Here is a 14,733-nt window from a genome sequence, read left to right on the forward strand (position 1 = left end):
TTCCCGCCGGGGGCGCAATTGCGCCACGCGGAGCGCGCGGGCCCGGCAGGGCATCCGCGCCCTCACCCGGGTGGGCTTCCCGGGTGGCCGGGGCGTGGGGCGGGGGCGAGGCTGGAGCGCGATGGGCCGCGGGCCCTGGAGGAGGGTGACGTGGAGTTGTTCCCGGCGCTCGCGCTCGACGAGTGGCGCGACTCGAAGGAGACGCTGCACCGCTTCGTGCAGATCGTCGGCAAGATCCGCCTCGCCGGCAGCCCCCGCCGCAACCACTGGTGGAACGTGCCCTTCCACCTCACCGGGCGCGGCATCACCACGCGTCCGATGGGCCCGGTCCACGGCGGCGACGCCTTCTGCATCGACTTCGACTTCGTCGCGCACCGCCTGCTGGTGCGCACCCTCGCGGGCCGCGAGGAGTCCTTCCCGCTCGCCGGGCGGTCGGTCGCGGACTTCTACCGCGACACCCTCAAGGCCCTTGTGGCGCTGGACATCGACGCGGCGCCCGAGCACCCGTACCCGTACGATCTCCCGGACTCCCGGCGGCCGTTCGCCGAGGACCACGAGCACCGGACGTACGACCCGGTCGCGGTCGGGCGCTACTGGCGCATCCTCAGCCAGGTGAATCTCGTCCTGGAGGCCTTCGCCGCGGGCTACTCGGGGAAGACCAGCCCCGTCCACCACTTCTGGCACACCTTCGACATCGCGGTGACACGGTTCGCCGAGCGCGAGATCGGGCAGCCGGCGACTGCGGACCCGGTCACGCGGGAGGCGTACTCGCGCGAGGTGATCAGCGCCGGGTTCTGGTTCGGGGACGACACCGTGCCGGCGCCGGCCTTCTACTCCTACACCGCGCCCGAGCCGCCGGGGCTGGCCGCGCGACCGCTGGAACCGGCGGAGGCGAGCTGGTCGGAGGCGCGCGGCAGCCACATCGCGCTGCTGATGTACGACGACGCGCGCGCGACGCCCGACCCGTGGGCGACGGTGCTGGCCTTCTACGACAGCGCCTACCACGCGGGCGCGGAGCTGGCGGGCTGGCCGCGGCGCCCGGAGTGCCGCGAGTGCCCCGGCGGGGTCACCGACCCGCGACTGGCGGCGTGACCGGAAGTTATCCACAGGCTGAGGACGGGGCGCCTCGGGGGGTGCTCCGGTTGATCTATGGTTCTGGGAGTCAGTGCAACCCACCCATAGGTGACCGGAGAAGGGCCAGCCGCCATGTCTGCCGAGACGTTCGAGTTCCAGGTGGAAGCGCGCCAGCTTCTGCAGATGATGATCCACTCGATCTACTCCAACAAGGACGTCTTCTTGCGGGAGCTGCTCTCCAACGCGTCCGACGCGCTGGACAAGCTGCGGCTGGAGGCGCTGCGCGACGACACGCTCGGGGCCGACGTGTCCGACCTGCACATCACGATCGAGACGGACCCGCAGGCGCGCACCCTCACCGTCCGCGACAACGGCATCGGCATGTCGCGCGAGGAGGTCGTGCAGCTCATCGGCACGATCGCGAAGTCCGGTACGGCGGCCTTCCTCAAGGAGATGCAGCAGTCCGGCGACGCCGCCTCGGGCGAGCGGCTCATCGGGCAGTTCGGCGTCGGCTTCTACTCCGCCTTCATGGTCGCCGACGACGTCACGCTGCTGACGCGCCGGGCGGGCGAGACGCAGGGCACCCGCTGGACGTCCGGCGGCGAGGGCACGTACACGATCGAGGACGTCCCGGAAGCGCCGCAGGGCACCTCGATCGTGCTGAAGCTCAAGCCCGAGGACTCCGAGGACCAGCTGCACGACTACACCTCGCCGTGGAAGATCCGGGAGATCGTCAAGCGCTACTCGGACTTCATCACCTGGCCGATCCGGATGGCCGCCGAGCAGCCCGCCGCCGCGGCCGGCGAGGAGAGCGCGGAGGAGGGGGAGGAGGCCGCCGCCCCCGAGCCGCAGACGCTCAACTCGATGAAGGCGCTGTGGGCCCGCTCCCGCGACGAGGTCACCGACGCCGAATACCACGAGCTGTACAAGCACATCAGCCACGACTGGATCGACCCGCTGGAGACGATCCGCCTCCAGGCCGAGGGCACTTTCGAATACCAGGCCCTGCTGTTCATCCCCTCGCACGCCTCGCAGGACCTGTTCATGCAGGGCTACAGGCGCGGGGTCCAGCTCTACGTCAAGCGCGTGTTCATCATGGACGACTGCGAGGCGCTGCTCCCGTCGTACCTGCGCTTCGTCAAGGGCGTCGTCGACGCGCAGGACCTGTCGCTCAACGTCTCCCGCGAGATCCTCCAGCAGGACCGGCAGATCCAGCTCATGCACCGCCGCCTGGCCAAGAAGGTGCTGTCGACGGTCAAGGAGATGATGACCGCCGAGCCGGAGCGGTACGCCACCTTCTGGCGCGAGTTCGGCCGCGTCCTCAAGGAGGGCCTGCTCGGCGACGGGACGGAGCGGGACGCGATCCTCGCCGCGTCCACCTTCGCCACCACCCACGACAAGGACACGCCGACGACGCTGGCGGACTACGTGGGCCGTATGAAGGAGGGCCAGGAGCACATCTACTACCTGACCGGCGAGTCCCGCCAGGCGGTGGAGAGCTCCCCGCACATGGAGGCCTTCCGCGCCAAGGGCGTGGAGGTGCTGCTGCTGACCGACCCGGTCGACGAGGTGTGGGTCGACGTCGTGCCCGGCTTCGACGGCAAGCAGCTGCGCTCGGTCGCCAAGGGCGAGGTCGACCTCGGTGGCACGGAGGACGCGGAGAAGGCCGAGGGCGAGCGGGAGAAGCAGCAGCAGGAGTACGCCGACCTGCTGGCGTGGATGACCGAGTCGCTGAGCGAGAAGGTCAAGGAGGTCCGGCTGTCCTCCCGGCTGACGGTCTCGGCCGCCTGCATCGTCTCGGACGCCGACGCGATCACGCCCGCGCTGGAGAACATCTACCGGGCCATGGGCCAGGAGGTCCCGCAGGTCAAGCGAATCCTGGAGGTCAACCCGGGGCACCCGCTCATCGCCGGGCTCAACAAGGCCCGCGCCGACCGCCCCGACGACCCCGCGCTCGGCGAGACCGCCGAACTCGTGCACTCCCTCGCCCTGCTGGCCGAGGGCGGCGAACTCACCGACCCGTCCCGCTTCGTCTCCCTCGTGACCGGCCGCCTGCAAGCTGGCCTCTAGCCCGCCCCCGCCCGGCGCCGGACCCTCCGCGCGCCGGGCACCGCACCACCCCGAGCACCCCGCCGGGTTGCCCACGCGCCGGGCCCCCTCCCCGGGCGACCTCCCGCCCCGCCCCGCCCGGTGCCGGGCCCCGCGCCGCCGCCTTTTCGGCGGGAGGGGGCCCGGCGGCCGGCCGCGTCCGTCGTCCGTTCGGGTCAGCCCGCATGCGGCTGCGGCGGCGCGGGCGAATGCTGGCCGGAAGGGCCACCGGGAGGTGGCCGTTCCGGTCCGGGAGGCGGAAGAGCGGATGAACGCGCAGCAGCCCGGCGCCGGCGCCGGGGGCGGGGAGGGTGCCGCCGGTGACGGGAAGGCCCCCGAAGGCCTTGCCGCGCGGATCGCCGCCCTCATGCCGCGCGCCAAAGCGGATCTCGCGGAGCTGGTCGCCATTCCCTCCGTCGCCGACCCGCGGCAGTATCCGCCCGAGGAGTGCCGCCGCGCCGCCCAGTGGGTCGCCGACGCCCTCACCGAGGCGGGCCTGCACGACGTGCATCTCGCCGAGACCCCCGACGGCAGCGCCGCCGTCCTCGGCCACCGCCCCGGTCCGCCCGGCGCGCCCACCGTGCTGCTCTACTGCCACTACGACGTCCAGCCGCCGCTGGACGACAAGGCCTGGCGCACCCCGCCCTTCGAGCTGACCGAGCGCGACGGCCGCTGGTACGGGCGCGGTGCGGCCGACTGCAAGGGCAACGTCGTCATGCACCTCACCGCGCTGCGCGCCCTCGGCGACGACCTGCCGGTGAGCGTGAAGTTCGTCGCCGAGGGCTCCGAGGAGCAGGGCACCGGCGGCCTGGAGCGGTACGTCGCCGCGAACCGCGAGCTCTTCACCGCCGACGCCCTGCTGGTGTGCGACACCGGCAACGCCGAGGCCGGCACGGGCACGGCCACCGTGTCGCTGCGCGGCCTGGTCAACGTGGTGGTGACCGTCGAGACGCTGGGCGGCGAGGTGCACTCCGGCATGTTCGGCGGCCCCGCGCCCGACGCGCTGGCCGCGCTGATCCACCTGCTCGCCACCCTGCGCGACCCGGAGACCGGCGGCACCCGCGTCCAGGGCCTGCCCGGCGACGGCCGCTGGAAGGGCGAGGAGTACGACGCGGAGCAGTTCCGCACCGACGCCGGCGTGCTCGACGGCGTCCCGCTCACCGGCACCGGCAGCGTCGCCGACCGGCTGTGGGCCCGCCCTGCCGTCACCGTCCTGGGTATCGACTGCCCGCCCGTCGTCGGCTCGGCCGCCGCCGTCCCCGCCACCGCGCGCGCCCGCGTCTCGCTGCGCATCCCGCCGGGGCTCCAGGCGCACATGGCCGAGCGCTCCCTGACGGACCACCTGGCGAACGCCGCGCCCTGGGGCGTCCGCGTCACCGTCGAACCGGAGGGTGTCGGCGAGCCCTTCGCCGCCGTCACCGACGGTCCCGCGTACCGCGCGCTCGACGAGGCGATGCGCAAGGTCTACGGCAAGCCGATGGCCCTCGTCGGGCAGGGCGGCTCCATCCCGCTGTGCAACGTGCTGTCCGACAGCTACCCGCGGTCGGAGATCATCCTCATGGGCGTCGAGGAACCGCTGTGCCTGATCCACGCCCCCAACGAGAGCGTCGACCCGGCCGAGATCCAGCTCATGGCCGAGGTCGAGGCCCGCTTCCTGACGCTCTTCGGCGCCTCCCCCCGGTGAGCCTCCCGGAGCCGCCCCCGGAGCGCCGTACGCCGCAGGGCCCGGTCCCGGACGGCCCGGAAAACGCCCCGGAAAACGCCCCGGAAAGTGCCCCCGGAGGCGCCCCCGACAGCAGCCCCGCCCCCTGGACCGTCCCCACCGGCGACCCGTCCGGCGCGCCCCCCGCCCCCGCCGACCTGGCCGCCCACCGCACGACCGTCGCCTTCCTCGCCGACCTCACCCGCCTCCTGCTCGACACCAGCGGCGAGGGAGCCGAGCAGGTCCACCGCTCCGTCGGCGCCGCCGCCCGCGGGCTCGGCGCGCACGCGGACCTCGTCGTCGTCCCGGACGGCGCCACCGTCACCGTCACCTCGCACGGCGAGCTGAGTACCGTGACCGTCCGCGGCTTCCCCGAGGCCTTCCGGATGGACCAGGTCATCGCCCTCAAACCGCTGCTCGCGGACGTGTCGGCGGGCGGCCTGGACACCCCCGCCGCCGCCCGCCGCCTCGCAGCCGTCCGCGACGCGCCGCAGCCGTACCCCTGGTTCCTGCGGCTGCTGGGCATCACGCTCTTCGCGGTCGGCTTCGCGCCGCTCATGCAGCCCACCTGGTACGAGGTCGGGACGTCCGCCGTGCTCGGCGCGATCACCGCGACGCTCGCCGCCGCCTCCGACCTGCCGCGCTGGGCGCTCTTCCTGGCCTGGATCGTCTTCACCGCCGGCACGGTGCTGGCCTTCGCCGTCCCCGTACGGCACCTCGGCCCGCTGCTCGCGCTGGTGTACGCGACGGTGGGTGTCCAGACCGGCGCCACCAAGCTCGTCGGCGAGGTCGGCGGCACCTTCGTCGCGGCGGTGGCGCTGGGCGCGGCGGCCACCTGGCTCGGCGCCCGCCCGCGCCTGCCGCCCCGCCTGGTCCTGCTGCTGCCCGGCTTCTTCACCCTGACGGTCGGCTCGCTGGGCCTGCGCGGCCTGACCGCGCTCGCGGGCGGATATCCGGTGGAGGGCTTCCGCGACCTGACGAAGCTGGTCACGATCGTCACCGCCGTCGCCCTCGGCCTGCTGGTCGGCGCGGTCGCCGCGGAACACCGGCCGGGAGCCGCGCCCACGGCATGATGCTGCGTATGAGCGAGTCCGACAACAGCACGGGCGGCGGTACGCGGGACGGCGAGCAGGACGGCGCGCTCGCCCACAGCCTCGTCCCGATGAGCGGCCGCGACCCCGAGGAGGACGGCCGCGTCTCCACGCCCCTGGAGCTGCTCTTCGACCTCACCTTCGTCGTCGCCGTGGGCACCGCGGCCGAGCAGTTCGCCGACATGGTCGCCGAGGGCCTCTACGGCAAGGGCGTCGTGGCCTTCGTCCTCGCCATGTTCGCGATCTCCGTCGCCTGGATCAGTTTCAGCTGGTTCTCCTCGGCCTTCGGCACCGACGACTGGCTCTACCGCCTCCTGACGATGCTCCAGATGATCGGCGTCGTCGTCTTCGCCCTCGGCCTGCCCGCGATGTTCCACTCCGTCAAGGAGGGCGGGCATCTGGAGCTGCGGGCGATGGTGATCGGCTACGTCGTGATGCGCGTCGCGATGGTCGCCCAGTGGTGGCGGGCGGCGCGCGCGGCGCCGGACTTCCACGACGTCGGCATGGCCAGCATCCGCTGGACGGTGGTCGTGCAGGCCGGCTGGGTGGTCGTCGGCTTCGTGCGGATGCCGCCGGCCGCCGCCTTCACGGTCTTCGCCGTCCTGGCGGTCCTCGAACTGCTGCTGCCGGTGTTCGGCCAGGGCGGCGCGGGCGGCACCCCGTGGCATCCGCACCATGTCGCCGAGCGCTACAGCCTCTTCGCGATCATCACCCTGGGGGAGGGCGTCGTCGGCACCGTCGCCTCTTCGGGTGAACTCCTCGGCGGCCGGGACGGCACGATGTGGACGTGGGACGCCGTCGCGATCGTCATCGCGGGCGTCGGCCTGACGTTCGGCATGTGGTGGGTGTATTTCGCCGTGCCGTTCGGCGACATCCTCGTCCACCGCAGGTCGCGCGGCTATCTGTTCGGCTACGGCCACATGGCCGTCTTCCTCGGCATCGCCGGGGCGGGCGCGGGCCTGCACGTCGCGGGCCTGAGCCTGGAGGAGCACTCCGACATCGGCGGCCTCGCCGTCGTGCTCGCCCTCGTGCTGCCCGTCGGCCTCTACCTGCTGACGGTCTATCTGCTGCACACCCTGCTGCTGTCCGCGCCCGACCCCTTCCACCTGCTGCTCATCGGCCTCACGCTGCTGGTGCTGCTGGCCGCCGCGCTGCTCGCCGCGGCCGGTGTCGCCGTCCCGACGTGCCTGCTCGTCCTCACGCTCGCGCCCTTCGTGACGGTGGTCGGCTACGAGACGGTGGGGCACCGGCACCAGCGGCGGATGCTCGCGGACATCGCGGCGGCGCGGAATTCCTGATACGTAAATGTCAGATGAATGTCAAATCTTCCGCCTCATCATCCCGGGCGGGTCGCGGCGGAAATTCCGTGATATCGGGAGTACCTTTCTCGGCAGCGGAGGTCATCAGTCGATTTCCGTTATCAGAGAGGATGTTCGATGAGCAGGGCAAGGAAGGTTCTGGGCGGGGCCGCGGCGGTGCTGTCGGCGACCGCCCTGGCCACGGTCATGGGCATGGCCACGGCCACGGCGGCCGACCGCGACGGCGTCTGCAACGCCGGTGTCTCCGGCCAGGCGAGGACGGGCGAATTCTGCCTGTACTACAACTCCTACCAGGCGGGGTCGATTTTCGACAGCCGCTACGACGACGGCAATATCAAGAACCTCGCCGGTTACACGTTCCTGACGCGCGGTGTCGCCGGATACGGGCAGTACGTCAAGAACAACGCGGCCTCGGCGTGGAACCGCAATGTCACGAAGTCCGTGTACGTGTACTACAACAGCAATTTCATGGGCGCCTCCGACTACGTCGGCACGCTCCAGAAGAAGCAGCTCGTGAACACGTACAACCAGAACGCGTCCTACCTCTGGACGCAGTAAGGCCCGCTGTGCCGAACCACCACGCCCGGCCGCGCGCCGGGCTCGCGGCGGCCGCGGTGTGTGCCGTGGCCGCCGTCGCACTCGCCGCCACCGCGGGCTGCACGTCGTCGCAAAGCTCCGGCCGCACGGACGGGGCCGGCCACGCGCGGCAGGCCCCGCCCGCGACCGGCGCCGCGCCGGACATCCCGCTCGCCGCGTACCTGCCCTCCGGGCGCCAGCTGCGCGACTACGCGACCGCCCGGCAGATCCTGGCCAACCGCTGCCTCGCGGGCTTCGGCTTCAGCCCCGACCCGCTGCCGCCCGCCTTCACCGCGGACGACGCGGACGTCACCTCGCTCACGGCCCGCCGCTACATGCTCGCCGACCCCGCCGCGGCCCGCGCCTACGGCTACCACACGTCGCTGACCCCGTCGTACGTCCGCGTCGACCGGCGCGACCGGGCCGCGCAGCAGGCCGAGCAGGCCGCGCGCCCCGACCACCGCAGCGCAGCCGACCGCGCGCTGGTCAGCCTCGGCCTCGACCCCGCGGGCAACCCGGTGCCGCACCCCCGCATCGGCGGCCGCGCCGTGCCCGAGGGCGGCTGCACCGCGCAGGCCAACCGCGCCCTGACCGGTACGGACGACGCGCTGACCCGCGCCGACCTGCCCAACACGCTCCAGATCGACGCCTGGCAGCAGTCCCGTGACGACCCGGGGGTCAAGCGCGCCTTCGCCGGGTGGTCCGCCTGCATGGCCGCCCGCGGCTACCGCTACCCCGACCCGGTCGCGGTCGACAACGCCGCCGACTGGCAGTCCGCGACCCCCTCCGCCCGCGAGCTGGCCACCGCGACCGCGGACGTGGCGTGCAAGCAGCAGGCCCACGTCGTGACCGCCTGGCACGCCGCCGACAGCGCGCTCCAGACGGCCGCGATCGCCCGCAACACCGCCGCCCTCGCGGCGGTCCGGGCGGGCCTCGGTGCGACGACGGCCAAGGTCGCGGCCGTGCTCGCTCAGCCGCCGCCCGGCTGAGGCGCCGCGGGGGCGGTGGTGGCGGCCCCGCCGCCGTCGCCGTCCCCGGTCCCCGTGGTGGGGGTGGGGTCGGGGGTCGCCGGGGGAGTGGTGGGGGCCGAGGGCGTCGGGTCGGGGGTGGCCTGGGAATCGCCGCCGCCGTTGCCGCGCCCGGGTGCGGTGGCGGTGGGGCGCGGGACGGACGGCTCGCCGCTGCCGGGATGCCGGTCGGCGGGGGCCGAGGAGGTGGGGGCGGACGGGGAGTCGGTGGTCCCGCCGCCGTCACCGCTGCCGCCGGAGTGGCCGGTGCCGTGGCCGGTGAAGGCGTTGCCGATGGTGGTGCCGCCGTGGCCGCTCAGGTTCTCGCCGGCGATGGCCTCGTAGCCGGTGATCCCGGCCATCGTGAGCCCGAACGCGAGCGCGACGGCGACCACGGGCCGCCGCCACCTCCGCTGCCGCCCGGCCCGGTAGGACGTGGCCGCGCCGTAGCCGTCGTGGGAGCCGGCGTCGGCGTCGGCGTCCTTGGGCGCGGGCAGCGTACGCGTACGGTCCGGGCCGCCCACGGCCGTGACGTCCGGGCCGCTGACCGTACGGTCGACGTCCTGCCCCGCCGCCGGGTACGGGCCCGGGTCCGTACCGTCCAGCTCCTTCGCGGGCGCCGCTCCGGCCGCGCGCGGCACCCCGTCGGCCCTGGTCAGCGCCCGGCGGGCGACGGGTCCCGCCTGGACGGCGGCCTCCTGGACGCGGCGGCCGGTGTGCCGGAAGACGTAGCTGAGGACGGAGCCGCCGCAGGTGCCCAGCGCGCTGACCACGCCCGCGCCCGCGATGGTGCCGTAGACGCCGAGGTTCGAGGCGAGCTTGGCGGCGACGACCGCGGCCACCGCGCTCCCCGCCACCTGCGGCACGCTGAGGTCGAGCCCGCGCCGCCGCCCGGCGGGCGGGGCCTCGGGCGCGGCCGCGAGGGCCGGGGACGTCACGTCGTCCGCGCCGGGCACGGGCTGCGTACCGCCGTCCGCGCGCGTCGCCGTCGGCCACCCGGTGTCCGCCGGGTGCCGGTCTGCGCTCCTCGCCTCGCCCATGCTGGACTCCGCCCGTCCTTTCCTGCGCCGCTCGTGCGGGATTCACCGTTCGAGGGGAGGGACGAGCAAGCGGATGTGGCAGTTCCGTTTGTCGGATTTTCGTGAGCTACGCCACCGAGGCCCGGTTTCGTCCGGTACGCGCCCGGTTACGCCCTGACCTGGATCAGCGCGTGCGTCCCGCTCGTACGCCACCTCCCGGCCGCCCCGCCCGCCCCGTCCAGGCCTGCCACCGTCCGCGGGTCCAGCCCGGTGACGACGTCGGACTTCAGCGTGCGCAGGGCCGCCACCGGCCCCGGGAAGTAGGCCGTGACCTCGGCGAAGGGCGTCGTCGCGGGCCAGAGCCGGTCCTGGACGAGGCGCCGGTAGTTCAGGTCGCCCTTCATGACCGTGAGCGTGGCGGCGGCGAAGTCCGCGCGCAGGTCCGCGGGCATGTCCGCGTACGGCAGCGGCGCGCAGGAGAAGGGGTGCGCGCGCAGGACGAGCCGCCCGCCGCCGATCGCGTCCCGCAGCCGCCGCCCCACCTCCGCGCCGGGGCCCGCGTCCATCCGGTCCAGGCAGTCGAGAACGTCCCGCGTCGTCGCGTCGGAGACGAAGTACGGATACGGCTTGAGGTGCAGCACGACGTCCGCGGCGCGCCCGCTGCAGAGCAGGTGGTCGGCCAGCACCAGGTCCGGCAGCAGTTCGGGCCCGGCGTTGTCGGCGACGAGGCAGACCGTGCCGGGCGGCCCGCCGTCCAGGATCTGCCAGAGCGCGGCGCTGTCGTCGGCGACCAGCCCCGGCACCCGCTCGCCCTCCCCCGCGGACATCCGGAAGCCCAGATCGGCCCGGTTGCCCCACAGCGAGGAGAGCAGGACGGCCATGTCCCGCTCTGCCGGGTCCAGTTGCGGCAGCCGCCCCACCGCCGCCAGCTCCTCGTCGACCTTCCCCGCGGCCAGCTCGGCCCGCTTGAACGGCGCGAAGGGGTCGACGCCCTGCCATGCCCCCGGCGCGAAGTACCCCAGCGCGGCGAGGAGTTTGCGGTAGAAGAAGCTCTCGGCCCACAGGAACGGCACCTCCGCCCAGCGCCGCCCCACGTAACCCTCCCCCCACCGCGCCCAGTTGTCCGCCCCGGGCTCGGCGGCGTCCAGTGGGGCCACGACCCCGCCCTCCCCGATCTCCGCGAGCAGCGTGTCCAACGCCCGCTGCCGCGGCGGCGGATACGGTGTCGCCCCCCGCACCCGCGCGACCAGCGCCGGATGCCGCTCGTGCAGCACCCCCCACGCGAAGGACCCGGCGACCTCCCCGGTGACGACGGGAGCCCCACCCTCCGGCGGCACGGACGTCATGTCTGCTCTCCCTCCACGGAGCCCGGCGCGAGTGCGCCGCCCCCGCCGAGTTGATCAGCTCGCACCCGGCGCCGTCCACGTCCCGCCCCGGCCGGGCGCGCCGCGCGCTCGCGCATATGTGCCCGTGGATGCGCGGGCACGTCCGCCCCTACCGTTTCGGGTACGGCCTCGCGGGGCGCGGGGCCGGGTTCGGCGTCGAGAGGGAGGCGCTTGTGGCCAGCGTGTTTCAGGAGAGCAAGTTCAGGGGGATGTTCGCGGCGTTCGACGTGGACGGCGACGGCTTCCTGCGGGAGGAGGACTTCAGGGCGCTGGTGGACCGCTGGGGCGCGCTGCCCGCGGTGGGCCGGGACGCGGGGCTGCGCGACCGCGTCGAGGGCGTGCTGCTGGGCTGGTGGGGGCTGATCGCCGGGATCGCCGACGCTGACGGCGACGGCGCGGTCGACCTCGCCGAGATGCTCCAGGTCGTCGACCGACTCCCCACGATGCTCGCCGAGGTGACGGCGACCGCCGACACCATCTTCGACGCGGTCGACGCCGACGGCGACGGCCGCATCGACCGCGAGGAGCACCACCGGCTCGTCGAGACGTGGAACGGCCGCCCCGAGAACCTGACGGGCGTCTTCGACCTGCTCGACCTCGACGGCGACGGCCACCTCAGCCGCTCCGAATTCGCCACCCTGTGGCGCCAGTTCTGGACCAGCGACACCCCCGCCGACCCCGGCACCCACCTGTGCGGCCTCGTCCCGCCCCAGCACTCCTGACCTCGTGCCCCCGCCCTCCCGCGGTGACGGGCCGGGCCCGTCACCGCGGGAGGTGTCACTCAGCGGCGGCGAGGCAGAAGGGGTGCCCCTCGGGGTCGGTCAGCACCACCCAACTGTCCTCGCCGGGCTGGAAACCGGGCTTGCCCGCCCCCGCGGCGAGCAGTTCGGCGACGGTGCTCCCGACGTCGCGGACGGTGAGGTCGAGGTGCGCGCGGGCGGGGTCGGCGGGCCAGTCCGGCGCCCGGTGGCCCGCGACGCGCTGGAAGGCGATCCGCACCGGACCGCCGTCGCCGAGCGCCGCGTACTCCGCGTCGCTGGAGATGACGTCCCAGCCGGTGGCCGTCCGGTAGAAGGCGGCGAGGGCCGCCGGGTCGGCGCAGTCGATGACGATCGTGGTGGACAGGGCGTGGACGGACATGGGGTGACCCTTCGTACGGTGGCAGGTGACGTGACGTGCCCCCGGCCCACGCGGCGGGGCCCGACGCCGGTCGGGAGGCACGCGGACCAGCCTGCCGGGACCCTCCCCGTACGGTCTTGGACATCCTTGCGGGCCGGGCGTTGTCAGACCCCCCGGCTAGCGTTCGGGTGTGCGCTCGGCCATCACCCTCGCCGCCCGGCCCGACTTCAGCGTCACCGCTGTGTCCTGCCGGGACGACCACACGCGCTGGTCGGCGCCCGAAGTGCACGACGACTACCGGGTGGTGCTCGTCCGCCGCGGCCGCTTCCGCCGCCGCGCGTCCGGCACCGCCGCCGACATCGACGCGACGACGGCCTACGTCGGCGTCCCCGGCGAGGAGGAGCACTTCGCCCACCCCGCGGGCGGCGACGACTGCACGTCCGTGAGCGTGACCCCGGCCCTCTGGCGCACCCTGGCCGGCGACGCCACGCGCCCGCCCGCCCCGAGCCTCTACGCCGACGCGCCCCTCGACCTCGCCCACCGCCGCCTGCTCGCGAGCGCGCGGAGCGGCGACGTCGACTACGCGCTCACGGAGGAGCTGCTCGGCCTGCTCGCCGCGACCCTCGCCCGCGCCGTCACCGCCCCCGCCCCCCGCTCCGGGGGCGACGCCGCGCTCGTCGCGGCGGCCCGCGAGGCGATCACCGCGGCCCACCCGGCCGCCGAAGGCCTGCTCCCGCTCGCCCGGCTGCTGGACGCCTCCCCGTACCGCCTCAGCCGCGCCTTCACCCGCGAGCTGGGCGTCTCCCTCACCCGCTACCGCAACCGCGTCCGCGTCGCCCGCGCCCTCGACCGCCTGGAGCAGGGCGAGCCCAGCCTCGCCGCCCTCGCCGCCGACCTCGGCTTCGCCGACCAGTCCCACCTGACCCGCACCCTCCAGCACCACCTCGGCCGTACTCCCACGTCGCTGCGCCGCCTGCTGATCCCCGACGGGTCCCGGCCCCCGCGCGGCCGCAACGGGGCCGGATAGGCACTTCTCGCCCGGAGAAGAATCGGGTACGAAGGAAGATCGACGGGTGAGGGGACGCAGTATGTACGCCAAGGACCGGCCGGAGAAGGGCGGGCTCCCCCGCAGGGCGGCCGCGGCGGTACGGCAGGGGGCCGGGGCTTCGTCCGAGGCCGCGGAGCTCCAGCGCAGTGCCGGCAACACCGCGGTGACGCGCATGATCGAGGGGGGCCGGCGAGGGGCGCCCGTGCAGCGCGTGACGGGCGGGGAGGACGGCGGGCAGGCGGAGGCGCTCACCGCGGCGCGTAAATTCCAGGCCGCCGTCTACACCCCCGGGGCGCCGCGGACGCCCGGGACGGTCACGCCCGGCCCCCGCGCGGCCGCGCTCCGGGAGATCGCGTGGGAGAACCACTGGGCGCCCATCTCGGCGGTGTGCACGAAATACCACTACACCATCGCCGTGCGCGAGACGGGCAGGTATTCCGTCAAGCGTATCGAGGAGGGCGCCAAGCCCAAGCCCCACACCATCCTGGAGAAGTCCATCAAGCCCGGCTCCGTCAACAAGAGTTACGGCGCGGGTCCGGGCCAGGCGCCCGGCGATCCCGCGGCGGTGCTGCGCTGGCTGGAGAGCGAGGACCTGGACGGCTTCGTCGGCCACTGGAACGCGGGCCAGGGGCTCGTCGGCGTACGGATCGACAGGCCGCCGCAGAGCATCCTGGACCTGGGCATCGTCCAGGAGGGGCCCGGCGGCGAGCAGTACGTGCCGTTCACGGTGGGGCAGCAGGGCGGCGGCGCGGCCCTGACCGCGCTCAAGGGCGACCCGCGGTGGCGCACGTACCTCTACACCGGCGACTACGACCTGCACGAGGCCTACTCCACGATGGGCGCCATGGCCGGCGGCGGCCAGATCGCCGAGGCGTCGAACGAGAAGGCCCGCCTGCTCAACCGGCTCAACGCCGGGGTCGCGCAGCACTCCCAGGAGCAGGTCGTCCGCAGCGGCACCGCCGTTCTGGGGGAGCACGGGCTGCACATGGAGGATTCCGCGTACGCGATGTTCCAGCACGGCGACCAGGCCACCTACCGGATGAACCAGTACCTGGAGGCGCAGGCCGCGCACGAGGACGAGCTGCGCCCGGCGGTGGCCGAGCTGGTGCGCGCGGTGGCGACGGAGAGCGACGAGCCCATGGGCTGGTGCCGCTACGGCCAGTGGTACGTCACCATGAACCGCGCGGAGCACGCGGTCCTGCGCAAGGCCTGGCGGCTGGCCACCCCCAACAGCTGGAGCGACAAGGCCGTGAAGCGCACGGCCGGCAACGACTACAAAACGGCCCGCTACACCTCCTGACCCCG

At 74.1% G+C, this 14,733-nt stretch carries 13 protein-coding genes; 10 read left to right on the forward strand and 3 right to left on the reverse strand.

The window, feature by feature from the left end:
• The first annotated feature begins 150 nt into the window (after nt 1-150).
• The 7 genes from ACH4SL_RS00210 (at nt 151) to ACH4SL_RS00240 (ending at nt 8,839) form a co-directional block, all read left to right on the forward strand.
• Nucleotides 151-1,092 (forward strand): DUF5996 family protein, encoded by a 942-nt coding sequence (locus ACH4SL_RS00210; RefSeq protein ID WP_398441004.1) that lies wholly within the window; start codon nt 151-153, stop codon nt 1,090-1,092.
• Between the two features lie 114 nt (nt 1,093-1,206).
• Nucleotides 1,207-3,144, forward strand: coding sequence for a molecular chaperone HtpG (gene htpG, locus ACH4SL_RS00215; protein WP_398441005.1), 1,938 nt, complete (start codon nt 1,207-1,209; stop codon nt 3,142-3,144).
• Between the two features lie 286 nt (nt 3,145-3,430).
• Nucleotides 3,431-4,846 carry a dipeptidase gene (locus ACH4SL_RS00220; protein ID WP_398441006.1) on the forward strand — a complete coding sequence of 472 codons (1,416 nt, stop codon included), beginning with the start codon at nt 3,431-3,433 and terminating at the stop codon, nt 4,844-4,846.
• Nucleotides 4,843-5,937 (forward strand): threonine/serine exporter family protein, encoded by a 1,095-nt coding sequence (locus ACH4SL_RS00225; RefSeq protein WP_398441008.1) that lies wholly within the window; start codon nt 4,843-4,845, stop codon nt 5,935-5,937. Before ACH4SL_RS00220 ends, ACH4SL_RS00225 begins: the two co-directional genes overlap by 4 nt.
• 8 nt (nt 5,938-5,945) lie before the next feature.
• Entirely contained in the window at nt 5,946-7,253 is a 1,308-nt protein-coding gene (locus ACH4SL_RS00230; RefSeq protein ID WP_398441010.1) for a low temperature requirement protein A, read from the forward strand.
• Between the two features lie 138 nt (nt 7,254-7,391).
• Complete coding sequence (locus ACH4SL_RS00235) at nt 7,392-7,832, forward strand: peptidase inhibitor family I36 protein (RefSeq protein WP_398441011.1); 441 nt, start codon at nt 7,392-7,394, stop codon at nt 7,830-7,832.
• A 65-nt stretch (nt 7,833-7,897) separates the two neighbouring features.
• A complete protein-coding gene (locus tag ACH4SL_RS00240; protein WP_398441012.1) occupies nt 7,898-8,839 on the forward strand; it encodes a hypothetical protein in 942 nt (313 codons plus the stop codon).
• On the opposite strand, the gene ACH4SL_RS00245 is transcribed toward ACH4SL_RS00240, so the two are convergent.
• Both ACH4SL_RS00245 and ACH4SL_RS00250 read right to left on the reverse strand, forming a co-directional pair.
• Nucleotides 8,821-9,897 carry a hypothetical protein gene (locus tag ACH4SL_RS00245; RefSeq protein WP_398441013.1) on the reverse strand — a complete coding sequence of 359 codons (1,077 nt, stop codon included), beginning with the start codon at nt 9,895-9,897 and terminating at the stop codon, nt 8,821-8,823. The two genes, ACH4SL_RS00240 and ACH4SL_RS00245, sit on opposite strands and share 19 nt — an antisense overlap.
• Nucleotides 9,898-10,043: 146 nt before the next feature.
• The gene (locus ACH4SL_RS00250) at nt 10,044-11,222 is read right to left on the reverse strand and encodes a damage-control phosphatase ARMT1 family protein (protein ID WP_398441014.1); all 1,179 of its coding nucleotides are present in this window, start codon (nt 11,220-11,222) and stop codon (nt 10,044-10,046) included.
• A 212-nt stretch (nt 11,223-11,434) separates the two neighbouring features.
• Here ACH4SL_RS00250 and ACH4SL_RS00255 point away from each other — a divergent pair, with 212 nt between their 5' ends.
• Nucleotides 11,435-11,983: an EF-hand domain-containing protein gene (locus ACH4SL_RS00255; protein WP_398441015.1), complete on the forward strand. Its 549-nt coding sequence runs from the start codon at nt 11,435-11,437 to the stop codon at nt 11,981-11,983.
• A 55-nt stretch (nt 11,984-12,038) separates the two neighbouring features.
• Here ACH4SL_RS00255 and ACH4SL_RS00260 read toward each other — a convergent pair whose 3' ends face one another.
• On the reverse strand, nt 12,039-12,401 hold the full coding sequence (locus tag ACH4SL_RS00260) for a VOC family protein (RefSeq protein WP_398441016.1): 363 nt from the start codon (nt 12,399-12,401) through the stop codon (nt 12,039-12,041).
• Nucleotides 12,402-12,570: 169 nt separating this feature from the next.
• On the opposite strand from ACH4SL_RS00260, the gene ACH4SL_RS00265 reads away from it, so the two are divergent.
• Both ACH4SL_RS00265 and ACH4SL_RS00270 read left to right on the forward strand, forming a co-directional pair.
• Nucleotides 12,571-13,407, forward strand: a complete 837-nt coding sequence (locus ACH4SL_RS00265; protein ID WP_398441018.1) for a helix-turn-helix domain-containing protein — start codon at nt 12,571-12,573, stop codon at nt 13,405-13,407.
• A 46-nt stretch (nt 13,408-13,453) separates the two neighbouring features.
• Nucleotides 13,454-14,728 (forward strand): hypothetical protein, encoded by a 1,275-nt coding sequence (locus tag ACH4SL_RS00270; RefSeq protein WP_398441019.1) that lies wholly within the window; start codon nt 13,454-13,456, stop codon nt 14,726-14,728.
• Nucleotides 14,729-14,733: the final 5 nt, after the last annotated feature.

It is taken from the genome of Streptomyces sp. NPDC021020, assembly GCF_044333285.1.
In the GTDB taxonomy this organism is placed as follows: domain Bacteria; phylum Actinomycetota; class Actinomycetes; order Streptomycetales; family Streptomycetaceae; genus Actinacidiphila.